The following is a 25,132-nucleotide window of genomic DNA, read 5'->3' as shown; positions in this document are numbered from 1 at the left end:
CGGCACTCGTGCGCTGGCCCGATTCCCCGGGTCGCCGGAGTGCCTTTGCACATGACCAAGTTCGTCTTCGTCACCGGCGGTGTGGTGTCCTCGCTGGGCAAGGGCATCGCGTCGGCATCGCTGGCTGCGATCCTCGAGTCGCGCGGCCTCAAGGTCACCCTGATCAAGCTGGACCCCTACCTCAACGTCGATCCGGGCACGATGAGCCCGTTCCAGCACGGCGAGGTGTTCGTCACCGACGACGGCGCCGAAACCGACCTCGACCTGGGCCACTACGAGCGCTTCATCACGACGCGCATGAGGAAGGCCAACAACTTCACCAGCGGCCAGATCTACAAGAGCGTGCTCGAGAAGGAACGCCGCGGCGACTACCTGGGCAAGACGGTGCAGGTGATCCCGCATGTCACCAACGAGATCCAGGACTACGTCAAGCGCGGCGCCGGCTTCGGCACGCCCGAGGCGGTGGACGTGGCGATCGTCGAGATCGGCGGCACGGTGGGCGACATCGAATCGCTGCCCTTCCTTGAAGCGGTGCGCCAGCTGAGCCTGAAGATGGGGCCGACCAACACGGCCTTCGTGCACCTGACCTACGTGCCCTACATCAAGGCCGCCGGCGAGCTCAAGACCAAGCCGACCCAGCACACGGTGCAGAAGCTGCGCGAGATCGGCATCCAGCCCGATGCGCTGCTGTGCCGGGCCGACCGCGAGGTGCCAGCCGACGAACGCGAGAAGATCTCGCTGTTCACCAACGTGGCGCAGCAGGGCGTGATCTCGATGTGGGACGTGGACACCATCTACAAGGTGCCTCGCATGCTGCACGAGCAGGGGCTGGACGAGCTGATCTGCATGAAGCTGCAGCTGCTGACCAAGCCCACCAACCTGAAGACCTGGGACAACCTGGTTCACGAGGTCGAGCACCCGCAGGGCGAGGTCAGCATCGCGATGTGCGGCAAGTACACCGACCTGTCGGATTCGTACAAGTCGCTCAACGAGGCGCTGCGCCACGCCGGGCTGCACAACCACGTGCGGGTCAAGATCGAGTATGTCGACTCCGAGACGCTGAACGACGACAACGCGGTCCAGCAGCTCGGCCGCTTCGACGCCGTGCTGGTGCCCGGCGGCTTCGGCAAGCGCGGCGTCGAGGGCAAGATCAGCGCCGCGCGCTGCGCGCGCGAAAACAAGCTGCCTTACCTGGGCATCTGCCTGGGCATGCAGGTCGCCACGATCGAGTACGCCCGCCACATGGCCGGGCTGGAGGGCGCCAACTCGACCGAGTTCGACCCCGATGCGCCGCACAAGGTGATCGCGCTGATCGACGAGTGGCACGACGCCGACGGCTCGATCCAGAAGCGCGATGCCCATTCCGATCTGGGCGGCACGATGCGCCTGGGAGCGCAAAGCTCGGACGTGAAGCCCGGCACGCTGGCCTTCGAAATCTACGGGCCGGTCGTCACCGAGCGCCACCGCCACCGCTACGAGGCCAACGAGCATTACCTGGAGCCGCTGCAGCAGGCCGGCCTGGTGATCTCGGCGATCACCCAGCGCGAGAAGCTGACCGAGATCGTCGAGCTGCCGCGCGACGTCCATCCCTGGTTCGTCGGCGTGCAGTTTCACCCGGAGTTCAAGAGCACACCCTGGGGCGGCCATCCGCTGTTCATCAGCTACATCAAGGCCGCGCTGGCCCACAAGGCGGCGCGCGCGAAGGCCACGGCATGAAACTCTGCGGATTCGACGCCGGCCTGGACCGGCCCTTCTTCCTGATCGCCGGTCCCTGCGTGGTCGAAAGCGAGCAGTTGCAGATGGACGTGGCCGGCCAGCTCAAGGAAATCACCTCGGCGCTGGGCATTCCGTTCATCTTCAAATCGAGCTACGACAAGGCCAATCGCTCCAGCGGCACCTCGTTCCGCGGCCCCGGCATGGAGCGCGGCCTGGAGATCCTGGCCAAGGTTCGCAAGGAACTGAACGTGCCCATCCTCACCGACGTGCACTCGGAAGCCGAGATTCCCGCGGTGGCTGCCGTGGTGGACGTGCTGCAGACGCCGGCTTTCCTGTGCCGCCAGACCGATTTCATCCGCGCCGTGGCCCAGAGCGGCAAGCCGGTGAACATCAAGAAGGGCCAGTTCCTCGCCCCGGGTGACATGAAGAACGTGATCCAGAAGGCCCGCGACGCCGCCCGCGACGCCGGCCTCTCCGAGGATCGCTTCATGGCCTGCGAGCGCGGCGCGAGCTTCGGCTACAACAACCTGGTCTCCGACATGCGCAGCCTGGCGATCCTGCGCGAGACCGGCGCTCCGGTGGTCTTCGACGTCACCCATTCGGTGCAGCTGCCCGGCGGCCAGGGCACCAGCTCGGGCGGCCAGCGCGAATTCGTGCCGGTGCTGGCGCGTGCCGGCGTCGCCGTCGGCGTGGCGGGCCTGTTCATGGAGACCCATCCGGATCCCGCCAACGCGCTGTCCGACGGCCCCAACGCGGTGCCGCTCAGGCACATGCGGGCGCTGCTGGAGCAACTGGTGGCGCTGGACCGCGTGGTCAAGCGTCAGCCGCTGCTCGAGAACGACTTCGTGGCGTGACCTCTTTTCGGCCATCACGCCGCCATCCCGGCGTCGGCACCCCTGGACTTGACGTGCCCAGGTAACCGATTTCCGGCATGCTGCGCGCCGTCAGTTCTGTGACTTTCCTTGATAACGGAGTGAGAAATGAGTGCCATCGTTGACATCGTCGGCCGCGAGATCCTCGACAGCCGCGGCAACCCCACCGTCGAATGCGACGTGCTGCTCGAATCGGGCACGCTGGGCCGCGCGGCCGTGCCGTCGGGCGCCTCGACCGGCTCGCGCGAAGCGATCGAACTGCGCGACGGCGACAAGAGCCGCTACCTGGGCAAGGGCGTGCTCAAGGCGGTCCAGAACATCAACACCGAGATCAACGAGGCCGTGCTGGGCCTGGACGCCACCGAGCAGGCCTTCCTGGACAAGACCCTGATCGACCTGGACGGCACCGAGAACAAGAGCCGCCTGGGCGCCAACGCCATGCTGGCCGTCTCGATGGCGGTGGCCCGTGCCGCCGCCGAGGAAAGCGGCCTGCCGCTGTACCGCTACTTCGGCGGCATGGGCGGCGTGCAGCTGCCGGTGCCGATGATGAACGTCATCAACGGCGGCGCCCACGCCAACAACAGCCTGGACCTGCAGGAGTTCATGATCATCCCGGTGGGCGCGCCCAGCTTCCGCGAGGCGCTGCGCTACGGCGCCGAGGTGTTCCACGCGCTGAAGAAGATCATCGACGCCAAGGGCATGAGCACCACGGTCGGCGACGAAGGCGGCTTCGCACCCAGCCTGGCCAGCCATGAGGCGGCGATCCAGCTGATCCTCGAAGCGATCGCCGCAGCCGGCTACACGGCGGGCACGCAGATCGCGATCGGCCTGGACTGCGCCGCCAGCGAGTTCTACAAGGACGGCAAGTACCACCTGGCCGGCGAAGGCCTGACGCTCAGCGCCCAGGAGTGGACCGACATCCTCGCCACCTGGGTCAGCAAGTACCCGATCATCTCGATCGAGGACGGCATGGCCGAGGGCGACTGGGACGGCTGGAAGATCCTCACCGACCGCTTGGGGCAAACGGTGCAGATCGTCGGCGACGACCTGTTCGTCACCAACACCAAGATCCTGAAGGAAGGCATCGACAAGGGCATCGCCAACTCCATCCTCATCAAGATCAACCAGATCGGCACGCTGACCGAGACCTTCGCCGCGATCGAGATGGCCAAGCGCGCCGGCTACACCGCGGTGATCAGCCACCGCTCGGGCGAGACCGAGGACTCGACCATCGCCGACATCGCGGTGGGCCTGAACGCCGGCCAGATCAAGACCGGCTCGATCAGCCGCTCCGACCGCATGGCCAAGTACAACCAGCTGCTGCGCATCGAAGAGGATCTGGGTGACGTGGCGGTGTACCCGGGCCGCGGCGCGTTCTACAACCTGCGCTGATGCCCCCGGCCCGGCGCGCTGCGCCGGGCGCTGCGGCACAATTCGCCGATGCGACTCACGCCCCTGGTTCTCTTCGCGCTGCTGCTGCTGGTGCAGGCCGGGCTCTGGTTCGGCCATGGCGGCCTGCCGCACGTGATGGCCTTGCGGGCCGAACTCGCGGCCCAGCAGTCGAGCAACGACCAGGCCCGGGCGCGCAACGTGCGTCTGGCGGCCGAGGTGGCCGACCTGAAGGAGGGCCTGGAGATGGTCGAGGAAAAGGCCCGGCACGAACTGGGCATGATCAAGCCCGACGAATGGCTGGTGATCGTCACACCGGCCAAGAAGTGAGCGGCCGGATCCTGCCGCCGGCCGGCACCGAGCGGCGGACGGCGCGTGGCGCCGCCCAGGCCGCGGCCCGCCGCCCCGCCCTCCTCCTCGCGATTCGCTGATGCATACCCTGCCTGCCTGGCTCGCCGTCGCCTTCACGTTGTGGGGCAGTCCGGTGACCTGGATCGAAATCGTCGCCTTCGTGCTGTCGGTGTGGATGGTCGTCTGCAACATCCGCGTCGATCCGCTGGGCTGGCCCTTGGCGATCGCCAGCTCGCTGCTGTATGCGCTGCTGTTCGTCAGCTACCGGCTGTACGGCGAGGCCAGCCTGCAGTTGCTGTTCGTCGTGGTCGCGGCCTGGGGTTGGTGGCAGTGGCTGCGCGGTCAGGGCGACGACGGCCAGCCGCTGCGCGTGCACCTGCTCAGCCCGCGTCGGCGCTGGCAGTTGCTGGCGCTGACGCTGGCGGCCTGGCCGCTGCTGGGCTGGGTGCTGCACCGGGTCACCAACAGCGACGTGCCCTGGCTGGACGCGTTGCCCACCGTGGGCAGCGTCACCGGCCAGTTGCTGCTCGGACGCAAGCTGACGGAGAACTGGCCCGTCTGGATCGCCGTGAACCTGTTCAGCACCGGGCTGTTCGCCTACAAGGCCTTGTGGCTGACCGTGATCCTGTACCTGCTGTTCGCGGCGATGGCCGTGGTCGGCTGGCGGGGCTGGCGGGCGCTGCAGGCCGGGCCTTCCGATGTGGGCTGAACTGACGCCCTCGCCGCAGCGCGCGGTGTTCGCGATCGTCGGGGCAGAGAGCACCGGCAAGAGCACGCTGGCCGAGGCCTTGCCGGAGCGCATCGGCGCTCTCACCGGCTTGGCCTGCACCTGGGTGCCCGAGGTGCTGCGCGAGTGGTGCAGCGCGATGGGTCGCACGCCCCGGATCGACGAACAGGCCGGCATCGCGGCCGAGCAGGCCAGGCGCATCGTGGACGCCAGCCAGCGTCATCCGGTGGTGATCTGCGACACCACGCCGCTGATGACCGCGGTCTACCACCGTCAGGTGTTCGGCGACCGGTCGCTCGACCTCCCGGCGTTACGCTGGCAGCGCGGCTGCACGCTCAGCCTGCTGACGGCACTGGACCTGCCCTGGCAGGCCGACGGCCTTCAGCGCGACGGCCCGCAGGTGCGCGAACCCGTGGATGCCACGCTGCGCGCGCTGCTGGTCGGCCAGGGACTGCCCTTCACGGTCGTCGCCGGCACCGGCGAGCAGCGGCTGAACGCCGCGCTCGATGCCGTGGCAAGCGCGTTGCGCCCGCTGGTGCAGCCGCGCGCCGGGCTGTTCACCCGCCTGGCCCGGCGCGACGCCGCCCAGGCTCCCTGGCCCTGGGTCTGCGAGCACTGCGACTCGCCGGAATGCGAGCACGCGCTGCTGCAGCGCGCCGCCGTCGAATCACTGAACCGCCGCTGAGCCGGGCGGATGATCCCGGTCGGGCGTGAACAGCGCGCCCACGTCGACCGCGTCGAAATGGTATTGGCGGCCGCAGAAGTCGCAGCCCACCTCGACCTCGCCCCGCTCGGCCACGATGCTGTCCGCTTCCTCGCGGCCCAGGCCGAACAGCATCGAGCGGACCCGGTCGACCGAGCAGGTGCAGGCGAAGCGCGGCACGCGCGGCGCGAAGCGCTGGACACGCTCCTCCCAGAACAGGCGCCGCAGCACGGTTTCGGCGTCCAGCGTCAGCAACTCGGATGCGCTCAGCGTGGCGGCCAGGTGGGCGATGCGGTTGAACCCCTCGGACAGGCCGATGTCGTCCTCGTTGCGGCGGCCCGCCAGATTGCCCTCGCCCTGCACCGGCAGCCGCTGGATCAGCAGGCCGGCCGCGACCTCGTCATTCGCGGCCAGCACCAGCCGGGTGTCGAGCTGCTCGGATTGCAGCATGTAGTGCTCCAGCACCTGCGACAGCTGCTGCAGCGGCTCGCGCTGATCGCCATGGAGCGGAACCACCCCTTGGTACGGCTGCTGTCCCGGCAGCCGATCGCGCGGATCCAGCGTGATCGCGCATCGGCCCTGGCCGCGCAGGTTCAGCATCGCGGCCAGTTGCGCATCCTCCGGCACCGTGCCCACCACCTTGGCGGTGGCCCGGAAGCTCAGGTCGGCATGCGCCTCGGCCACCGCCAGCTTGACCGGCCCGTCGCCATAGATCTGCAGGATCAGCGAACCGTTGAACTTGATGTTCGCCTGCATCAGCGTCGCCGCTGCGGCCATCTCGCCGAGCAGCGATCGCACCGGCGCCGGGAACGGCCCGGTCGCCTCGCGCCGGGCCAGCACCTCGCGCCAGCTGTCGGTCAGCCGCACCAGCATGCCGCGCACCGGCAGGCCTTCAAACAGGAATGTGTGGAGTTCGCTCATGGGGGACCCGGCCGCAGGCCCGGCAGGCCCCAAGGCGGTTCAACGGAGTGCGCAGCGCGCGAAGGCGATAATTTTACGGATGGAGGCCAGAGTCGACGCGCTGAGGGTTTTGCGGATCACCGATCCGGTGGCCAAGGCCGCGCAGGCGAGCGCGCTGTACGCGGCCGTCGCCAGCGGCCAGACCCGAGTCGACCCGGTGGCCGTTCTGGTCGAGCCGGGCGATCTGCCCGGACGCCCGCTCCAGCCGTTGCTGGTGCGCGGCGACGCCGTCCCGCGCCGCTCCCCGTTCACGACCAGCGGCCGCGCCGCGCTGCTGCATGCCGTCTGCCATATCGAGTTCAACGCGATCAACCTCGCGCTGGACGCGGTCTGGCGCTTCGCGGCGATGCCGGAGGATTTCTACCGCGACTGGCTTCGCGTCGCGTCCGAAGAGGCGCTGCACTTCAGCTTGCTGCGCGAGCACCTGCGCCACCTCGGCCATGACTACGGCGATTTCGATGCCCACGACGGCCTGTGGACCATGGCCCGGGCCACGGCGGGCGACATCGTCGCGCGCATGGCGCTGGTGCCGCGCACGCTCGAAGCGCGCGGCCTGGACGCCACGCCGCCGATGCAGGCGCGCCTGCGCCAGGCCGGCGATGCCCGGGCGGTCGAGATCCTCGACGTGATCCTGCGCGACGAGATCGGCCATGTCGCGATCGGCAACCGCTGGTATCGGTGGCTCTGCGAACGGGCGGGCGTCGACGCGGTCGCGCTGTACCCGCAACTGGCCCAGCGCTACCAGGCGCCCCGCCTGCGCGGCCCGCTGAACCTGGCGGCACGCCGTGCCGCGGGCTTCACCGACGCGGAACTGGCCTGGCTGGATTCGGCGTTGGCGGCACCGCCGGCGCGCCGAACAAGCGACTAAAGGCCCGGGGCAACACGGTGAAATATCGGCGTTTTCAAGCCGTACACTGCCCGTTTGTTGATTCTTCGCGTCCCTGACGCCCACGAGGACCTCCATGGCACATCTCCCTACCCGTCGTTTCCTGAAAGTCGCCGGCGCCCTGCTGGCCGGACTGGCGCTCGCCGCCTGCAGCAAGCCAGAACCCACCCCGGCCCCGGTGGCCGACGCCGGCTCGGCGCCCGCATCCGCTCCGGCGGCCGAGAAGGTCTACACCGTCGGCACCGATGCTTCCTACGCGCCGTTCGAACTACAGAACGAAAAGGGCGAGATCGTCGGCTTCTCGGTGGACCTGCTGAACGCGGTGGCGGAAAAGGGTGGCTTCAAGGTCAAGTTCGTCAACACCCCGTGGGAAGGCATCTTCAATGCGCTGACCCAGGGTGACCGCGACCTGCTGATCTCGTCGATCACCATCACCCCCGAGCGCCAGCAGACGATGGATTTCTCCGAGCCCTATTTCGACGCGATCCAGCTGATCGCGGTGAAGGAGAACTCGAAGGTCACCAAATTCGAGGACCTGAAGAAGCTCAAGGTCGGCGTGCAGACCGGCACCACCGGCGACGAAGTGGTGACCAAGCTGCTCGGCAAGACCAGCACCCAGATCAAGCGCTTCGAATCGACCCCGCTGGCGCTCAAGGAACTGGAAGACGGCGGCATCGACGCGGTCGTGGCGGACAACGGCGTCGTGATCCATTACGTGGCCAACAACCCCGGCTCGAAGTTCAAGACCGTGGCCGACACCAAGTCGTTCTCGCCCGAGCAGTACGGCATCGCGGTGAAGAAGGGCAATACCGCTCTGCTGGCGATGATCAACAAGGGCCTGGAGGCGATCAAGGCCGACGGCACCTACGCCGCCATCTACAAGAAGACCTTCAACACCGATCCGCCCGCGACCGCCGCCGCGCCGGCATCGGCCGCGTCGAACTGACTGCGCAGGCGGGTCGATGGACTTGCGTTGGAGCATCCTGACCGGCTACTGGCCTCTGTTCATGGACGGTCTGCTGACCACCATCGAACTGACGCTGGTGGCCATCGTGATCGGCATGGCGCTGGGGGCGTTGCTGGGGCTGATCAGCAGCTCGCGTGACGCGCCCCGTCCCAAGTCGCTGGCGGCGGACTGGCTGATGCGTGTCGTGCGGGCCGTCACGACGGCCTACGTCACCTTCTTCCGGGGCACGCCGCTGTTCGTGCAGATCCTGCTGGTGCACTTCGCGGTGATGCCGGCGCTGATCCATCCGGACCACGGCCTGCTGCTATCGGGCGATGCCGCGCGGACGTTCCGGCAGGACCACGGTGCCTTCTTCTCGGGCATCGTGGCCTTGTCGCTGAACGCCGGCGCCTACATCTCGGAGATCTTCCGTGCCGGCATCCAGAGCATCCACACCGGCCAGACACAGGCCGCCTGGAGCCTGGGCCTGACCCACGGCCAGGCGATGCGCCACGTGATCCTGCCGCAGGCCTTTCGCCGCATGGTGCCGGCGCTGGTCAACGAAGGCGTCACGCTGATCAAGGATTCGTCGCTGGTCTCGGCCATCGGCCTGGCCGAGCTGGCGCTGGCGGCGCGCACCGTCGCCGGGGCCTACTCGCGCTACTGGGAGCCCTACCTGGCGATCTCGGCGCTGTACCTGATGCTGACGCTGATCTTGTCGACGCTGGCCAAGCGCCTGGAGGCACCGGCGCACCTGCGCGGACGCTGAGCCTCGAACGCACCACCCGAACGGCAGCCTGCGGGCTGCCGTTTTTTTCGAGTCCGCTCAGGGTGCGTCGAAGAAATAGCGCTTGAGCCCGGCCAGCACCATCTCGGTGGCCATCGCGGTCAGCACCAGCCCCATCAGCTTTTCGATCGCCGACACCACCGGCGCGCCCAGCCACCGGCGCAAGCGCTCGGCCGACAGCATCACCAGGGTGCTGACCGCCATCGCCAGGGTCAGCGCGCCGACCCACTCCCACATGCGGTCCGGCTGCCGCGACGCGAGCAGCAGCACCGTGGCCATCGCCGAGGGTCCGGCCAGCAGCGGCACCGCGAGCGGGAAGACCACCGGCTCGCGATCGCCATCGACCGCATAGATCTCGCCGCCGGTGGCGAAGATCATGCGGATCGCGATGATCATCAGGATCACGCCGCCGGCCACCTCCAGAGAACGCTCGGAAAGGTGCATCAGCCTCAGGAAACCCTGGCCCGCCACCATGAAGAGCAACAGCACGGCGAAGGCGATGCTGGCTTCGCGCAGCGCGACCGCCCGGCGCCTTTCCGGCGCCACCGCGCTGAACACCGAAATGAACACCGGCAGGCTGCCGAACGGATCCAGCACCAGCAGCAACAGCACGACCGCAGAGGAAAAAGTATGTTCCATCGCCACATTGTGAGGGGGCGGCACTTCGTCGCGGCGACCCCTGCCCGCCGGCCCGAGGTTGCGCATTCACAACAGAATGCCGATCGCCAGCGGCTCGGATGCACCGGAACACAGGCCGATGCGGCCCTCGCCGCTAAACTGTCACGATGTCGCCATAGAGCGCCTGTGTCGAGACGGCGTCGTACACGCCGTCATTGATGACCATCACCTTTTCTCTCTGACCCGAGGTTTCTTATGAAGAAGACTTTCATCCTGGCCGCAGTGGCCGCCACGCTGGCTGCGCCGGCTGCCTTCGCACAAAGCTCGGTGACCATCTACGGTCGCCTGAACCTGTCGCTGGAACACCAGAAGACCGGCAACGTCACCGACAACACGGTGCAGAACGACGCCTCGCGCATCGGTTTCCTGGGCACCGAAGACCTGGGCGGCGGCCTGAAGGCCGGCTTCCAGCTCGAGCACGGCTTCAACGCCGCCACCGGCGCCCAATCGCAAGGCCAGTTCTGGGCCCGCCAGTCGGAAGTGAACCTGGGCGGCGACTTCGGCATGATCCGCATGGGCCGCTTCACCAGCGAAGCCTACTTCGCGATGGCCGACTACGTCAGCATGCACAACCACGACACCGGCACCTCGGCCGATGCGCTGTTCGCCGATGCCAACGGCTTCAACGGCAGCAGCAAGGTGTCGTACCGCACGCCGGATCTGGGTGGCGTGAAGGTGGAAGTGGCGGCGCAGAACGCCACCGCCAACGGCGCGAACCCGGTGGCCCGCGGCTACGACGTGGCAGCCAACTACGAAGGCGGCCCGCTGCACCTGGGCGCCGGCTACACCAAGCATGACGCGGCTTCGACCTTCGGCGTGCGCGCGCTGTACGAGATGGGCGACTTCACCTTCGGTGGCTACGTGCAACGCGCTGACAACATCGCGTTCGACGCCAACCAGGGCCTGGAAGTGGCCGGCCTGGGCAACCGCACCACGTTCCGCCTGTCGGGCAAGTACGTGATGGGCGCCACCGAGCTGCACCTGAACGTGGGCCACGCCGGCAACACGGGCAGCGTCAGCGACAGCGGCGCGACCCAGTTCACGCTGGCCGTCAACCAGAACCTGAGCAAGCGCACCAAGGTCTACGCGTTCTACACCAAGGTCAACAACCAGACCAACGGCGCCTACATGACCGACGCCGCCGGCGTGGACTTCAGCTCCTTCGCCCTGGGCATCCGCCAGAACTTCTGATCGTCCGCAGCCTCCGGGCTGCCGGTCAGACCTCCGAAGCCGGCCTCGTGCCGGCTTTTTCACGCCAAGGGCCCGCACGACGGCGATCAGGCACGCGGATGGTGTTGCGCGTGCAGCGCCTTCAGCCGTTCGCGTGCCACGTGGGTGTAGATGGTGGTCGTCGAAATGTCGGCATGGCCCAACAGCATCTGCACCACGCGCAAATCGGCGCCATGGTTCAGCAAGTGGGTCGCGAACGCATGCCTCAGGGTGTGCGGCGACAGCGGCGCATGGATGCCGGCCGCCAGCGCATGCTTCTTGACCAGGGTCCAGAACATCTGCCGCGTCATCGGCCCCCCTCGCGCGGTGACGAACAGAGCCGGGCTGCTCTGCCCGCCCAGGATGTCTGCGCGGGCCTCGGCCAGATAGCGCGAAATCCAGTCCCGGGCCTCGACGCCGAACGGCACCAGCCGCTCCTTCGCCCCCTTGCCGGTGACCCGCAGCACGCCGTCCGCCATCGCCAAGTCCACGCTCTGCAGGTCGACGAGTTCGCTCACCCGCAGGCCGCTGGCGTACATCAGCTCCAGCATGCAGCGGTCGCGCAGGCCCAAGGCCGTGGCCGTGTCCGGCGCCGCCAGCAAGGACTCGACCTGGGCTTCGCTGAGCGTCTTGGGCACACGCAAGGGTTGGCGCGCCCCCTCCAGTTTCAAGGTCGGGTCGGCGTCCACCAGCCGTTCGCGCAAGGCCCAGCGATAAAAGCGGCGGAACACGGCCAGCCGCCGGTTGGCGGTCGTCGCCCGGCTGCCGGCATGGCGTGCAGCACCGTAACCGCGCAGCTTGGCTTCGGTGGTGCCGGCCAGCCCGCCGCCTGCTTCGGCCGCCAACCACGCGCTCAAGGCGTCCAGATCCCGTCGGTAGGCCGACAGCGTGTTCTTCGACAGGCCGTCCTCCAGCCACAGCGCGTCGGTGAAACGGCGGATCAGCGCCTGGTCTGCCAGCCTCTCGACCGACAGTGGCGTGACCGGCTCGGCGGCCGTGGGCTTTCTGGGCTGGCGGGTGGACATGCGGGCAAAGACGTCGGCCTGGCCGGTGCAAAGCGACCAGCATAGCCGAGCCGCCGGGACCGTTGCTGGCACACTGCCGCCATGTCCCAGATGTTGATGCTGCTGCCCGACTTCCTGCTGATCGTCGCAGGCTATGTGATCTGCCGCTACACCGCCTTGAACCGCAGCGTCTGGGACGGCGTCGAGCGCCTGGTGTACTGGCTGCTGTTTCCGGCGCTGCTGTTCGTTGCGATCCTGCGCCAGCCCTTGCAACCAGGCGCCTTGCTGACCTTCGCGGGATGCGGCCTGACCGTCGTGGCCTGCGGCATCGCGCTGGCCTACGCTCTGGGTCGCTGGCCGGGCGTCGATGCGCGCACCCATGCCTCCGGCGCACAGACGGCATTCCGCTTCAATTCCTACGTGGCCCTGGCGCTGGCCGAGCGTCTGGGCGGCGTGCAGGCGGTGGCCTGGATCGCGCTGCTGGTGGCGGTGTGCGTGCCGATCTGCAATGTGGCCGCGGTATGGCCGCTGGCGCGCCACTCCGGCCAGCATTTCGGCCGCGAACTGGCGCGCAACCCGCTGATCCTGGGCACCGTGTCCGGTCTCCTCGGCAATCTGCTGGGGTTGCAACTGCCCGACATGCTCTGGGTCACGCTGACCCGGGTCGGCAGTGCCGCCCTGCCCCTGGGCCTGATGGCCGTGGGCGCCGGGTTGCGCATGGGCGCCTTGCGCGAGGCGCCCGGCCTGGCCGCCGGCCTGCTGGGCATTCGGCACCTGGTCTTGCCGCTGCTGGCGATCGTGCTGGTGCAGATCGCGGGCCTGCCTGCGGGACAGCAGACGGTGGTGGTGGCGTTCGCCGCGCTGCCCACCGCGTCGAGCGCCTACGTGCTGGCCACCCGGATGGGCGGCCACGGCAGCTTCGTCGCCGGGCTGGTCAGCGTCTCGACCCTGGTGGGCATGGTCGGCCTGCCGCTCGCGCTGGCCGGCCTGAACTGGGTCCAGACCGCCTACTGAGCACCGCTCAGGTCGGCGGCGTCACCGCGGCATCCGCTTGCCGCAGCGCCCAGTCGATGTGTTCGCGCACCAGATCGCCGGCCGCCGGCCGAGACTGCAACAGGGCCGCGACCAGCGGCTCGGCCGCCGCGCCCGCCGCCAGCGCGTTGCCGATGGCCACCGCCAGGTTGCGGCGCCAGCGCTCGTGGCCGATGCGCCGGATCGGGCTGCCTTCGGTGTGATGCAGAAACGCCGCCTCGTCCCACTGCCACAGCGCGACCAGCGTGGCCTGGGGCCAGGGCGAGCGGGCATCGAAATCGGCCAGCACGCTGGGCCGCGCGTACTTGTTCCAGGGGCAGGCCAGCTGGCAGTCGTCGCAGCCGTAGATGCGGTTGCCGATCAAGGGCCGCAGCGCTTCGGGAATCGCCCCCGGGTGCTCGATCGTCAGGTACGAGATGCAGCGCCGCGCATCCAGCCGGTACGGCGCGACGATGGCCTGGGTCGGGCAGCAGTCCAGGCAGGCACGGCACTGGCCGCAATGGGCGCTGGCCGGCGGCGTCGGCGGCAGAGCCAGATCGACGTAGATCTCGCCCAGGAAGAACGTCGAACCCGCGTCGCGAGCCAGCGCCAGCGTGTGCTTGCCGCGCCAGCCCTGACCGCTGCGCTGGGCCAGCTCCACCTCGAGCACCGGCGCCGAATCGGTAAAGACGCGGTGGCCGAACGGCCCGATCTCGCCGGCGATGCGGTCGGACAGCGCCTGCAGGCGCTGGCGCAGCACCTTGTGATAGTCCCGCCCCCGGGCGTAGAGCGACACCACGGTCAGCTCGGGCTGCGCCAGGCGTCGCCACTCGAGCGCCTGCCAGCCATCGGCGGTGGTGCGCGGCAGGTAGTCCATGCGGGCGGTGATCACCCGCACCGTGCCGGGAACCAGTTCGGCCGGTCGCGCGCGCCGCAGGCCATGCGTCGCCATGTAGCCCATGTCGCCATGAAAGCCCGCCGCCAGCCAGGCCAGCAGGCCGGGTTCGGCGCTCGCCAGGTCCACATCGGCCACGCCGATCTGGGAGAATCCGAACTCAGCCCCCCATTGCGGCAGCCACCGCGCCACGTGCTGCGCCACCTCGTGCGCTGCACGTGCTGCCGAATCCGAACCTTGAGCCATACGCCGATTCTAGAAACCCACCTGCACTGGCCCGACGAATCGGCCTGCCAGCGCTTCGCCGCCGGGCTGACGCGGCACCCGGCCCTGCTTCGGGCGCACGTCGAGCTGGACGGGCCGCTCGGCGCCGGCAAGACCACCTTCGTTCGTCACCTGCTGCGTGCGCTCGGCGTGCAGGGACGCATCAAGAGCCCGACCTATGCGGTGCTCGAACCCTACGAGGTGCAGCAGGCCGGCTCGGCCTGGCCGGTTTCGCATTTCGATTTCTACCGCTTCAGCGATCCGCGCGAGTGGGAGGACGCCGGCTTTCGCGACCTGTTCGCGGCGCCCGGCCTGAAGCTGTCGGAATGGGCCCGCAACGTGGCACCGGCTTTGCCGGAACCCGATCTGCGCCTGACGATCACACCGCAGGCCGATGGCAGCCGCGAGGTCGCGGCCCAGGCCTTCAGCGCGCTCGGCAAGGAGCTGCTGGCATGAATCGACGCGACACCCTGCGCTCGCTGGGCACCCTGGCCCTCAGCTTCGGCGCCACCCACGTGGCGATGGGCTCCACCATCGTCTCGGTGCGGGTCTGGCCGGCGCAGGACTACACCCGGCTGACGATCGAATCCGACCAGGCGCTGACCGCGCACCACTTCCTCACCGAAGACCCGCCGCAACGGCTGGTGATCGACATCGACGGCCTGGAGCTGAGCCCGGCGCTGCGGGAGCTGGTCGGCAAGGTGCGCCCGGACGACCCCTACATCGCCGGCGTGCGCGTCGGCCAGAACCAGCCGCGTGTGGTCCGCCTGGTGATCGACCTGAAGCAGCCGGTCAAGCCGCAGCAGTTCGCGCTCGAACCGGTGGCGGCCTACCAGTACCGCCTGGTGTTCGACCTCTACCCGGTCGAGGCGCCGGACCCGCTGCTGGCCCTGATCAACGAACGCGACCACGCCGAGCGCGCCGCTACGCAGGCGGTGCAGGATGCGCTGGGCGAGTTCATCGGCAAGCTCGATCGCCCGTTCCCGGCGCCCGCCACGGCCCCCGTGGCGGACGCGGCCTCCCGGCCTACCTCGCCGCCCCAGGTCAGCGCCCCCCCGGTTGCGCCGACGGCGGCCCAGCGCGCCCGCATCGACCGCTTGCTGATCGTCGCGCTGGACCCCGGCCACGGCGGCGAGGATCCCGGCGCGATCGGCCCCAGCGGCCTGCGCGAGAAGGACGTGGTGCTGCAGATCGCCTTGCAGCTGCGCGACCGGCTCAACCAGCAGCCGGGCGTGCGGGTGATGATGACCCGCGACGACGACTTCTTCGTGCCGCTGTACGAGCGCGTCAACAAGGCACGCCGGGTCCAGGCCGATTTGTTCATGTCGATCCACGCCGACGCGTTCTTCACGCCCGAGGCGCGTGGCGCCAGCGTGTTCGCCCTCAGCCAGAACGGCGCCTCCAGTGCGGCGGCGCGCTGGATGGCGCAAAAGGAAAATTCAGCCGACAGCGTCGGCGGCGTCAACACCCGCGTCAAGGACAGGGCGGTGCTGCGCACGCTGCTCGACATGAGCACCACCGCGCAGATCCAGGACAGCCTGCGCGTCGGCCGCGAGGTGCTGGGACGCATCGGCCGCGTCGGCAGGCTGCACAAGGGCAGCGTCGAGCAGGCCGCCTTCGCGGTGCTGAAGGCACCGGACATTCCGTCCATCCTGGTCGAGACCGCCTTCATCTCGAACCCGGAAGAAGAAGACAAGCTGCGCGACCCGGCCTACCGGCTCAAGCTGGTCGAAGCCCTGAACGCCGGCATCGGCCGCTACTTCGCGAAGAACCCACCGCTCGCGCGTCACCGCGAGATCTGATGTCGACACCTCGGTGCGGCATGGCGGCGAGTGCGGCTCAAGGCACGAAGCGATAGCCGATGCCCGATTCGGTCAGCAAATGGCGAGGCATCGACGCATCGGCCTCGATCTTCTTGCGCAGGTTGGCCATGTGGACCCGCACGTAATGGGTGTCCTCGACATGGCCCGGGCCCCAGATCGCCTTCAGCAGCTGCCGATGGGTGATCACCCGGTCGGGCTGGGCAGCCAGATGGGTCAACATGCGGTATTCGATCGGCGTCAGGTGCAGCGCGTCGCCGGCCCTCTCGACGACGCGCCGCACCCGGTCGATGCGGATCTCGCCGAACGCGATCACCGGCTCGCCGGCACCGCCCTGGCCCGCATGGCGACGCAACTGGGCTCGCACCCGCGCCATCAGTTCACCGGCTCCGAACGGCTTGACCAGGTAATCGTCGGCACCGGCGTCCAGCGCGGCAATCTTGTCCGCTTCGTCACTGCGGGCCGACAGCACGATGACCGGCATCGCCGACCAGGTTCTCAGGTCATGGATGAAGTCGACGCCGTCGCCATCGGGCAGGCCGAGGTCCAGCACCACCAGGTCCGGTCGAGAACTGCCCGCGACGATCAGGCCGCGCTGCAGACTGTCGGCCTCCAGGACGTCCAAGCCTTCGGTCTGCAGCGCCAGGCGGACGAAGCGACGGATGTCGGCTTCGTCCTCGACCAGCAGCACGCGGGCGCGGGGTTCACTCATCGGGCATGATCGTCGGCAGGTATGGCGTCGTCGGCGCCATCATCAGCAGGCGGCTCGCCGCGCGGCAGCAGGATCGTGAAGCGGGCACCGCCCTCGGGTCGGTTCGAAGCACTGATGATGCCACCGTGGGCCTGAACGATCGCGCGCGAGATCGCCAACCCCAAACCGACGCCGGGTTGCGCGCTCTCCTTTCGTCCGCGCTCGAACTTCTCGAAGATCGCCTCCTCGCGCCCGGCAGGCAAGCCCGGTCCCTGGTCGTCCAGCGTCAGAACCACGTGCGCGCCATCGACCCGTGCGGCGATGTCGATCGCCGAGCCGGCCGGGGTGTACTTGGCGGCATTTTCGAGCAGGTTGACCAGCACCCGTTCGATCAGCACCGCGTCCAGGTGCAGCAGCGGCAGATCCGGTGCCAGGTGCACGCGGAGCGGTCGACCGGACAGCGGCAGCGCGACGGCCGCCAACGCGCTTCCCACGACTTCTTCCAGCGGCTGCCATTGCAGGTTCAGTTGGACCGCGCCGGACTCCAACCGGGCCATGTCCAGCAGGTTGCTGACCAATGCATTCATGCGCAGCGCCGACTGGCGGATCGCCTGCGTGATCTCGCGCTGGGCTTCGGTCGGCGGCGGCACGGTCAGGACCAGGGTATCGGCCAATCCGACCAGCGACGCCAGCGGCGTTCTCAGGTCGTGAGAGATCGCCGAAAGCAGTGAATTGCGCAGCCGCTCGGAGGCCATCTGCAAGGTGCTGGTCTGGGCCACTTCGATGTAGTGGATGCGCTCGAGCGAGATGGCCAGCAGCGACGCGCAGGTCTCCAGCAGGCGACGCGGCTCCGGCCCCAGCGTGCGGGCGTCCGGCGGCTGCACGACCAGCACGCCGCGGACGCGCATCGGCGCCTTCAGCGGCAACACCAGGCAGGCGCTGGCGGGCAAGGTGTCGGTGCCGCGGCCCGCCGCCTCGCCGCGGTCGAAAGCCCACTGCACCACGCCCATGTCGACCTCGGCGGTGGCTCCGGTCAGCGTCTGCAGGCGATCGCTTTCGTCGCTGGCCAGCACCGCGCTGCGGGCGCCGAACTCCGTCGCGAGGAAGCGGGCGCCGATCTCGCCCACCTGGTCGGGCAGCAAGGCGGCCGACAGCGCGCGTGACATCTCGTAGAGGCTGCGCACCCGACGCTCGCGCTGCATCGCCGCCTCGGCCTGCACCTTGAGGCCTGCCGTGAGCTGACCGATCACCAAGGCCACGACCAGCATGACCGCAAAGGTCAGCAGATACTGCACGTCGCTGACGGCGAACGAGAAGCGAGGCGGCACGAAGAAGAAGTCGAAGCAGCCCACGCCGACCAAGGCGGCCAACACCGCCGGGCCGCGACCGTAGCGAAGCGCGACAGCCACCACCATGAGCAGGAACAGCATCACGATGTTGCTGAGCTCGAACACCCGCAGCAGCGGCGTCGCCAGCAGCGCCGTCGCGGCGCAGGCTGCCACGGCTGCGCCATACGCCCTCCAGCGAGGCCGCTCGCTCGCCTCGACGGCCGGCTTGGCAGGCTCGGGGGGCGCCGCAGTCGCTGCAGGCAAGGCCACCTGCAGCACGTCCAGGTCCTGCGCCTCGGCGACCACCCGGTCGGCCAGACCGCGCTGCCAGGGCCAGCGCCGCCGACTGTGTCCGATCACCAGGCGCGCCAGGTTGTGCTCGCGCGCGTGCCGCACCAGCGCGGTGGCGACGTCGGGGCCGGACGGCGTGGCCACCACGGCCCCCAGTTCCTGGGCCAGCTTCAGCACCTTCAATGCTTGTTGCCGCTGCGCTTCGGGACGGCGCATCAGCGCAGGGGTTTCGATCAGCACCGCATGCCAGGGCACGTCGAGCTGACTCGCCAGGCGGGCACAGCGGCGCACGATCTTCTCGCCGTCGAGGCCGGGCCCGACACAGGCCAGCAAGGCCTCGCGGTTGGGCCAGACGGCGAGCACCGCACGCTCGCGCCGGTAAGCCTGCATCTCGCCATCGACCCGATCGGCGGTGCGCCGCAGCGCCAACTCGCGCAGTGCCAGCAAGTTGCCTTTGCGGAAGAAGTTCTTCGAGGCGCGTTCGGCCTGCGGCGCGATATAGACCTTGCCGGCCCGCAGACGTGCCAGCAACTCGTCGGGCGGGAGGTCGACCACCACGACCTCGTCGGCCCGGTCGAACACGCGGTCCGGAACGGTCTCGCGCACCCGGATGCCGGTGATGCCGCTGACGATGTCGTTGAGACTTTCAAGGTGCTGGACGTTGACGGTGGTCCAGACGTCGATCCCCGCCTCCAGCATCTCCTCGACGTCCTGCCAGCGCTTGGGATGGCGCGAACCCGGCGCATTGCTGTGAGCCAGTTCATCCAGCAGCACCAGCGCATCGGTCCGAGAGGACGCAAAAGCCAGTGCGGCGTCCAGGTCGAATTCCTCGAGCACGCGGTCCCGGTACGGAACGGCCTTGAGCGGCAGACGAGGCAGGTCCCGCGCCAGCGCATCGGTCTCGCCACGGCCGTGGGTCTCGACCAGACCCACGACCAAGGCGCGCCCCTGGTCGACCGCGACACGGGCGGCGGCCAGCATCGCGCAGGTCTTGCCGACCCCCGCCGACGCACCGAAGAAGATCTTCAAGCGCCCGCGCCGGGCGCGTGCCTCGTCGGCCTGCACGCGCTGCAGCAGCGCATCGGGATCGGGGCGTTCGGAACTCATCTGCCCATCATCGCAGCGAAGCGGCCGGCGTCACGGTGTCCAACGCCAGGTTCAACGCCAGCACATTGACCCGCGGCTCACCCAACAAGCCCAGCCAGGCGCCACGGGTGTGCTGGGTGATCAGACCCTGAACGGTCGCCACGGGCAGGCCGCGCGCCCGCGCCACCCGGGCGGCCTGGTACCGGGCCGCCGCGACGCTGATGTCCGGGTCCAGCCCACTGGCGGACGCGGTCACCAGGTCGATCGGTACCGGCCCGGTGTTGCCCGGGTCGGCGGCGCGCAAGGCCGCGATGCGTGCCTTGACCGCGTCGCTCAGCGCCGGGTTCAGCGGCCCCAGGTTGGAGCCGCCCGACGCGCTGGCGTTGTAGGCCATGGGGCTGGTGGCCGAGGGACGGCTCCAGACATAGCGAGCTTCGGTGAAGGACTGGCCGATCAGACTTGAGCCGACCACCTGGCCGGCACGCGTGACCAGACTGCCGTTGGCCTGGCCCGGCAGGGCCACCTGCGCCAGACCGGTGACCAGCAGCGGGTAGGCCAGGCCCGTCAGCAGCGACAGCAGCACGAACAGCGAGATCGCCGGGCGCAACAGCCCTTCGGCGGCCGAGACAGGCTCATCGGTGGCCATGGAAAGGTCGGTCATGGGAGTCCCTTGGTTTCTTGGAGGCGACGGGGTCAGGCCAGGCCGCCCGCGGCGACCAGCATGTCGATCAGTTTGATGCCGGCAAAGGGCACGACCACCCCGCCCAGGCCGTAGATCAGCAGGTTGCGGCGCAGCAGCGCGGCCGCGCCCACCGCGCGGTAAGCCACTCCCTTGAGCGCCAGCGGAATCAGGAAGACGATGATCAACGCGTTGAAGATCACCGCCGACAGGATCGCGGTGGTCGGGCTGGCCAGGTGCATCACGTTGAGCGCCGCCAGTTGGGGGTAGGTGCTGACGAAGGCCGCCGGAATGATGGCGAAGTACTTGGCGACATCGTTGGCGATGCTGAAGGTGGTCAGCGAGCCGCGCGTCATGAGCATCTGCTTGCCGGTCTCGACGATCTCGATCAGCTTGGTCGGGTTGCTGTCCAGGTCGACCATGTTGCCGGCCTCCTTGGCGGCCTGGGTTCCGGTGTTCATCGCCACCGCCACGTCGGCCTGGGCCAGTGCTGGTGCGTCGTTGGTGCCGTCGCCGGTCATCGCCACCAGCCTGCCGGCCGCCTGGTGTTCGCGGATCAGCCTGAGCTTGGCCTCGGGCGTGGCTTCGGCGAGAAAGTCGTCGACCCCGGCTTCGGCGGCGATGGCGGCCGCGGTCAGGCGGTTGTCGCCGGTCACCATCACGGTCTTGATGCCCATCCGGCGCAACTCGGCGAAGCGCTCTTTGATATCGGGTTTGACGATGTCCTTGAGTTCGACCACGCCCAGCGCCCGGCTGCCCTCCGACACCACCAGCGGCGTGCTGCCGCGCCGCGCGACGTCGTCGACCAGGATTTGCAGCGGTGGCGCGAAGCTCCCCCCCAGTGCCTGAACATGCCGACGGATGGCATCGGCCGCGCCCTTGCGGATGCTGCGCGCGGGCGCCATGCCGACCGCCAGATCCACGCCGCTCATGCGGCTCTGCGCGCTGAAGGCCACGAACTCGGCGCCCGGGCAATCCACCTCGCGGTCCCGTCGCTGGAACCGCTGACGGGCCAGCACGACGATGCTGCGACCCTCGGGCGTCTCGTCGGACAGCGACGCCAGTTGCGCCGCATCGGCCAACTCGGACTCCTTGACGCCGGGGGCCGGCAGGAAGGCGCTGGCCTGGCGGTTGCCGAGCGTGATGGTGCCGGTCTTGTCCAGCAGCAGCACATCGACATCGCCGGCAGCCTCGACCGCCCGGCCCGAGGTGGCGATCACGTTGGCCTGCATCATCCGGCTCATGCCGGCCACGCCGATGGCCGACAGCAGGCCGGCGATGGTGGTGGGGATCAGGCACACCAGCAGCGCGACCAGCACCACCAGGCTGACCGGTTGCCCTGCTCCCGCCACCTGCACGCTGAACTGCGAATACGGCAGCAGCGTGGCCACCACGCCCAGGAAGACGATGGTCAGCGCCACCAGCAGGATCGTCAGAGCGATCTCGTTCGGGGTCTTCTGGCGCTTGGCGTTCTCGACCATCGCGATCATCCGGTCGACGAAGGTCTCACCCGGATTGACCGTGACGCGCACGACGATCCAGTCCGACAGCACCCGGGTGCCGCCCGTCACCGCCGAGAAATCACCGCCCGACTCGCGGATCACCGGTGCCGATTCGCCGGTGATCGCGCTCTCGTCGACCGCGGCCACGCCGTCGATCACCTCGCCATCGGCCGGCACCATGTCACCTGCCTCGATCAGCACCACATCGCCCTTGTGCAGGCCGTCGGCCTCGGTGGGCAGCCACTTCATCGCAGTGCGCACGGTGCCGGCCCGGTAGGCGCCCTGCAGCTTCTTGGCCCAGGTCTTCTTCTTCAGCCCGCGCAGGCTGGCGGCCTGGGCCTTGCTGCGGCCTTCGGCCAGGGCCTCGGCGAAATTGGCGAACAGCACCGTGAACCACAGCCACAGCGCCACGCCGATGGTGAAGCCGCTGGGCTGCTGCCAGGCCAGCAGCGTGCTGAACGCGCTGCCGACGAAGACCACGAACATCACCGGGTTGCGCCATTGCACCCGCGGGTTCAGCTTGCGGAATGAATCCACCAGTGCCGGGCGCAGCAGCACCGGATCGAACAGGGGCAGGGTTTGGCGACTCATGAACGGCTCCACAACATCAGGTGCTCGACCACCGGCCCCAGGGCCAGCGCAGGCACGTAGTTCAGCAGGCCGACCAGCAGCACGGTGCCGATCAGCAGCGCGACGAACAGCGGCCCATGCGTGGGCAGCGTGCCCTCGCCCGCCGCGATGCGCTTCTTGGCCGCCAGCGAGCCGGCCATGGCCAGCACCGGCACGACCACGCCGAAGCGGCCGAACCACATCGCCAGCGCCAGCAGCACGTTGTAGAACGGCGTGTTGGTGGTCAGGCCGGCGAAGGCGCTGCCGTTGTTGTTGGCCGCCGACGAGAACGCATACAGGATTTCAGAAAAACCGTGGGCACCCGGGTTCGCCACACCGGCCTTGCCGGCGTCGCTCATCACCGCCACCGCAGTGCAGCCCAGCACCAGCAGCGGCGTCACCAGGATCGCGATCGAGACCATCTTCATCTCGTGGACCTCGATCTTCTTGCCCAGGTACTCGGGCGTGCGGCCTATCATCAGACCGGCGATGAACACCGCCATCATCGCGAACACCAGCATGCCGTACAGGCCCGAGCCGACGCCGCCGAACACCACCTCGCCGAGCTGGATCATCACCAGCGGCACCGCGCCGCCCAGGGGCGTGAACGAGTCGTGCATCGCGTCGACCGCGCCGCAGGATGCGGCCGTGGTGATGGTGGCGAACAGCGACGAGGCACCGATGCCGAAGCGCACCTCCTTGCCTTCCATGTTGCCGCCCGACTGCAGCGCGCTGGCCGCGTCGTCGACGCCCAAAGCCGCCAGCCGGGGGTTGCCCTGCTGCTCGAAGCTCATCGCCGCCACCGCGCAGACCACGAACAGCACGGACATCGCGGCAAACACCGCCCAGCCCTGGCGCCGGTCGCCCACCATGCGACCGAAGGCAAAGCACAGCGCGGCGGGGATCGCAAAGATGCTCAGCATCTGCAGGAAGTTGCTCAGTGCCGTCGGGTTCTCGTACGGGTGCGCCGAGTTGGCGTTGAAGAATCCGCCGCCGTTGGTGCCCAGCATCTTGATGGCCAACTGCGAGGCCACCGGCCCCATCGCCAGCGACTGGGTCGCGGACGACTTGTCCTGCATCACCGGCCGGCCCTTGGCGTCCTTGGCGGGTTGACCGTCCGCGCCCAGCACCGGCTCCTGCCAGCTGGATTTCTCCAGCGTGCGGACGTCGGTGTACGGCGACAGGTTCTGGATCACGCCCTGGCCCACCAGCACCATCGCAAAGACCAGCGACAGCGGCAGCAGGATCCACAGCGTGACCCGGGTCAGGTCGACCCAGACATTGCCGATCACCTGGGCCGAGTGGCGAGCGAAGCCCCGTATCAGTGCGATCGCGACGACGATGCCGGTCGCGGCCGAGAAGAAGTTCTGCACCGTCAGCGCCAGCATCTGGGTCAGATAGCTCAGGGTCGATTCGCCGCCGTAGCTTTGCCAGTTGGTGTTGGTGACGAAGCTGATCGCGGTGTCGAACGACAGGTCGGTGGTCGGCGCGGCAAAGCCCTGAGGGTTCAGCGGCAGCCAGGCCTGCAGGCGTTGCAGCGCATACACCGCGAGCACCCCCAGGCCGTTGAAGATCAACAGGCCGCAGGCATAGCGCAGCCAGTCCGACTCGACCTTCGGCTTGACACCGGTCAGGCGATACAGCGGCGCCTCGAGCTTGCCGCCCCAGGCGAAGCGCCCCGCCATCACCGTCTCGATCAGGCGTCCGAGCGGCCACGCGATGGCCACCAGGGCCAGGCAGTAGGCCCCCAGCAGCATCCAGGAGGCGCCGGTCATGAGAAGTCCTCGGGCCGCAGCAGCACGGCCACCAGGTAGACCAGCAGGCCGGCGGCCAGCACGCCGGCCACAACGGTGAGCGCGCTCATGGCCGACCCTCCCGCTGCTGCAGGCGGTCGCAGCCTCGCGCCATGACCCAGATGGCCAGCCAGAACGCGGCAGCCAGTGCGATGTAGAGCAAGTCCATCACATCCTCCAAGAACATGGAGGGATGCTAGGCAGGCAGGCGTCAAGACGGCCGCAAGATGCCGGCCGCGCGCATCAAGAAAGCGTCAAGACCGGCGCCGCGCGCGCCAGGTACCCCAGATCACCAGCAGGCCGGGCAGCAGCACGATGCTCCAGATGATCTTCTCCAGGTTGTGCTGGACCCAGTCGATGTTGCCGAACAGGTAGCCGGCGGTCGTCACGCCGCCCACCCACAGGGCGCCGCCGGTCACGTCGTACAGGCTGAAGCGGCGCCGCGTCATCTGCGCCACGCCGGCGACAAAGGGCGCGAAGGTGCGCAGGAACGGCATGAAGCGCGCCAGCACGATGGTGATGCCGCCATAGCGCTCGTAGAACGCGTGGGCCTGCAGAAAGGCCTGGCGGTTGAACCAGCGCGATTGCTCCCACTGGAAGACCTTGGGGCCGAAGTAGCGACCTATCGTGTAGTTGCTCTGGTTGCCGGCCACCGCCGCAGCCCACAGCAGCAGCAAGGACGTGCCCAGGTGCATCAGGCCGGCGCCGCACATCGCCCCGACCACGAACAGCAGCGAATCGCCCGGCAGGAACGGCATCACCACGACGCCGGTCTCGACGAAGATGATCAGGAACAGCAGCGCATAGACCCACAGGCCGTACAACGCGACGAAATGGCGCAGATGCTGGTCGACATGGACGACGAAGTCGACCAGAAAGGCAAGGAATTCCATGGGCCGGGATTATCGCTGCCGCCCTGTGACGGGACGGCCGGC

24 protein-coding genes are annotated in these 25,132 nt (G+C 68.7%); 13 read left to right on the top strand and 11 right to left on the bottom strand.

Annotated features, from left to right (window positions below; all coding sequences use genetic code 11):
- The first annotated feature begins 51 nt into the window (after nt 1-51).
- The 6 genes from AC0N04_RS11775 (at nt 52) to AC0N04_RS11750 (ending at nt 5,740) form a co-directional block, all read left to right on the top strand.
- Nucleotides 52-1,716 carry a CTP synthase gene (locus tag AC0N04_RS11775; RefSeq protein WP_474281766.1) on the top strand — a complete coding sequence of 555 codons (1,665 nt, stop codon included), beginning with the start codon at nt 52-54 and terminating at the stop codon, nt 1,714-1,716.
- Nucleotides 1,713-2,570, top strand: a complete 858-nt coding sequence (kdsA, locus tag AC0N04_RS11770; protein WP_474281764.1) for a 3-deoxy-8-phosphooctulonate synthase — start codon at nt 1,713-1,715, stop codon at nt 2,568-2,570. The genes AC0N04_RS11775 and kdsA overlap by 4 nt, the downstream gene beginning before the upstream one ends.
- Before the next feature lie 126 nt (nt 2,571-2,696).
- Entirely contained in the window at nt 2,697-3,980 is a 1,284-nt protein-coding gene (gene eno, locus AC0N04_RS11765; protein WP_474281762.1) for a phosphopyruvate hydratase, read from the top strand.
- A 48-nt stretch (nt 3,981-4,028) separates the two neighbouring features.
- Complete coding sequence (gene ftsB / locus AC0N04_RS11760; RefSeq protein WP_474281760.1) at nt 4,029-4,307, top strand: cell division protein FtsB; 279 nt, start codon at nt 4,029-4,031, stop codon at nt 4,305-4,307.
- 100 nt (nt 4,308-4,407) lie between these two features.
- A complete protein-coding gene (gene pnuC / locus AC0N04_RS11755; protein WP_474281758.1) occupies nt 4,408-5,037 on the top strand; it encodes a nicotinamide riboside transporter PnuC in 630 nt (209 codons plus the stop codon).
- Nucleotides 5,027-5,740, top strand: coding sequence for an AAA family ATPase (locus AC0N04_RS11750; RefSeq protein WP_474281756.1), 714 nt, complete (start codon nt 5,027-5,029; stop codon nt 5,738-5,740). Before pnuC ends, AC0N04_RS11750 begins: the two co-directional genes overlap by 11 nt.
- Here the strand turns inward: AC0N04_RS11750 and hslO are convergent.
- Nucleotides 5,723-6,679 (bottom strand): Hsp33 family molecular chaperone HslO, encoded by a 957-nt coding sequence (hslO, locus tag AC0N04_RS11745; protein WP_474281754.1) that lies wholly within the window; start codon nt 6,677-6,679, stop codon nt 5,723-5,725. The genes AC0N04_RS11750 and hslO overlap by 18 nt on opposite strands.
- A 79-nt stretch (nt 6,680-6,758) precedes the next feature.
- Here hslO and AC0N04_RS11740 point away from each other — a divergent pair, with 79 nt between their 5' ends.
- The 3 genes from AC0N04_RS11740 (at nt 6,759) to AC0N04_RS11730 (ending at nt 9,319) form a co-directional block, all read left to right on the top strand.
- Nucleotides 6,759-7,586, top strand: coding sequence for a ferritin-like domain-containing protein (locus tag AC0N04_RS11740; RefSeq protein ID WP_474281752.1), 828 nt, complete (start codon nt 6,759-6,761; stop codon nt 7,584-7,586).
- A gap of 94 nt (nt 7,587-7,680) precedes the next feature.
- On the top strand, nt 7,681-8,550 hold the full coding sequence (locus AC0N04_RS11735; RefSeq protein WP_474281750.1) for a basic amino acid ABC transporter substrate-binding protein: 870 nt from the start codon (nt 7,681-7,683) through the stop codon (nt 8,548-8,550).
- Between the two features lie 16 nt (nt 8,551-8,566).
- Nucleotides 8,567-9,319 (top strand): amino acid ABC transporter permease, encoded by a 753-nt coding sequence (locus AC0N04_RS11730; protein ID WP_474281748.1) that lies wholly within the window; start codon nt 8,567-8,569, stop codon nt 9,317-9,319.
- A 57-nt stretch (nt 9,320-9,376) separates the two neighbouring features.
- Here AC0N04_RS11730 and AC0N04_RS11725 read toward each other — a convergent pair whose 3' ends face one another.
- Entirely contained in the window at nt 9,377-9,976 is a 600-nt protein-coding gene (locus tag AC0N04_RS11725; RefSeq protein WP_474281746.1) for a MarC family protein, read from the bottom strand.
- 234 nt (nt 9,977-10,210) lie between these two features.
- Here AC0N04_RS11725 and AC0N04_RS11720 point away from each other — a divergent pair, with 234 nt between their 5' ends.
- A complete protein-coding gene (locus tag AC0N04_RS11720) occupies nt 10,211-11,206 on the top strand; it encodes a porin (protein ID WP_474281744.1) in 996 nt (331 codons plus the stop codon).
- An 86-nt stretch (nt 11,207-11,292) separates the two neighbouring features.
- On the opposite strand, the gene xerD is transcribed toward AC0N04_RS11720, so the two are convergent.
- The gene (gene xerD, locus AC0N04_RS11715; protein ID WP_474281742.1) at nt 11,293-12,249 is read right to left on the bottom strand and encodes a site-specific tyrosine recombinase XerD; all 957 of its coding nucleotides are present in this window, start codon (nt 12,247-12,249) and stop codon (nt 11,293-11,295) included.
- An 81-nt stretch (nt 12,250-12,330) separates the two neighbouring features.
- Between xerD and AC0N04_RS11710 the strand changes: the two genes are divergently transcribed.
- A complete protein-coding gene (locus AC0N04_RS11710) occupies nt 12,331-13,242 on the top strand; it encodes an AEC family transporter (protein ID WP_474281740.1) in 912 nt (303 codons plus the stop codon).
- A gap of 7 nt (nt 13,243-13,249) precedes the next feature.
- Here AC0N04_RS11710 and queG read toward each other — a convergent pair whose 3' ends face one another.
- The gene (gene queG / locus AC0N04_RS11705; RefSeq protein ID WP_474281738.1) at nt 13,250-14,380 is read right to left on the bottom strand and encodes a tRNA epoxyqueuosine(34) reductase QueG; all 1,131 of its coding nucleotides are present in this window, start codon (nt 14,378-14,380) and stop codon (nt 13,250-13,252) included.
- On the opposite strand from queG, the gene tsaE reads away from it, so the two are divergent.
- Both tsaE and AC0N04_RS11695 read left to right on the top strand, forming a co-directional pair.
- Nucleotides 14,372-14,854: a tRNA (adenosine(37)-N6)-threonylcarbamoyltransferase complex ATPase subunit type 1 TsaE gene (tsaE, locus tag AC0N04_RS11700; RefSeq protein WP_474281736.1), complete on the top strand. Its 483-nt coding sequence runs from the start codon at nt 14,372-14,374 to the stop codon at nt 14,852-14,854. The genes queG and tsaE overlap by 9 nt on opposite strands.
- Entirely contained in the window at nt 14,851-16,200 is a 1,350-nt protein-coding gene (locus AC0N04_RS11695; protein ID WP_474281734.1) for an N-acetylmuramoyl-L-alanine amidase, read from the top strand. Before tsaE ends, AC0N04_RS11695 begins: the two co-directional genes overlap by 4 nt.
- Before the next feature lie 37 nt (nt 16,201-16,237).
- Here AC0N04_RS11695 and kdpE read toward each other — a convergent pair whose 3' ends face one another.
- The 7 genes from kdpE to AC0N04_RS11660 form a co-directional block, all read right to left on the bottom strand.
- Nucleotides 16,238-16,930: a two-component system response regulator KdpE gene (gene kdpE / locus AC0N04_RS11690; protein ID WP_474281732.1), complete on the bottom strand. Its 693-nt coding sequence runs from the start codon at nt 16,928-16,930 to the stop codon at nt 16,238-16,240.
- Nucleotides 16,927-19,635 (bottom strand): DUF4118 domain-containing protein, encoded by a 2,709-nt coding sequence (locus tag AC0N04_RS11685; protein ID WP_474281730.1) that lies wholly within the window; start codon nt 19,633-19,635, stop codon nt 16,927-16,929. The genes kdpE and AC0N04_RS11685 overlap by 4 nt, the downstream gene beginning before the upstream one ends.
- A gap of 7 nt (nt 19,636-19,642) precedes the next feature.
- Nucleotides 19,643-20,275, bottom strand: coding sequence for a potassium-transporting ATPase subunit KdpC (gene kdpC, locus AC0N04_RS11680; RefSeq protein WP_474281728.1), 633 nt, complete (start codon nt 20,273-20,275; stop codon nt 19,643-19,645).
- Nucleotides 20,276-20,307: 32 nt separating this feature from the next.
- Entirely contained in the window at nt 20,308-22,386 is a 2,079-nt protein-coding gene (kdpB, locus tag AC0N04_RS11675) for a potassium-transporting ATPase subunit KdpB (RefSeq protein ID WP_474281726.1), read from the bottom strand.
- Nucleotides 22,383-24,179 carry a potassium-transporting ATPase subunit KdpA gene (gene kdpA / locus AC0N04_RS11670; RefSeq protein ID WP_474281724.1) on the bottom strand — a complete coding sequence of 599 codons (1,797 nt, stop codon included), beginning with the start codon at nt 24,177-24,179 and terminating at the stop codon, nt 22,383-22,385. The genes kdpB and kdpA overlap by 4 nt, the downstream gene beginning before the upstream one ends.
- Nucleotides 24,176-24,268, bottom strand: a complete 93-nt coding sequence (gene kdpF, locus AC0N04_RS11665; RefSeq protein WP_474281722.1) for a K(+)-transporting ATPase subunit F — start codon at nt 24,266-24,268, stop codon at nt 24,176-24,178. The genes kdpA and kdpF overlap by 4 nt, the downstream gene beginning before the upstream one ends.
- 183 nt (nt 24,269-24,451) lie before the next feature.
- Complete coding sequence (locus tag AC0N04_RS11660) at nt 24,452-25,090, bottom strand: DedA family protein (protein WP_474281720.1); 639 nt, start codon at nt 25,088-25,090, stop codon at nt 24,452-24,454.
- Nucleotides 25,091-25,132: the final 42 nt, after the last annotated feature.

It is taken from the genome of Ideonella sp. sgz306126 (assembly GCF_056032705.1).
The sequence above is the reverse complement of the archived record's forward strand: the minus strand, read 5'-3'. Positions and strand labels throughout refer to the sequence as shown.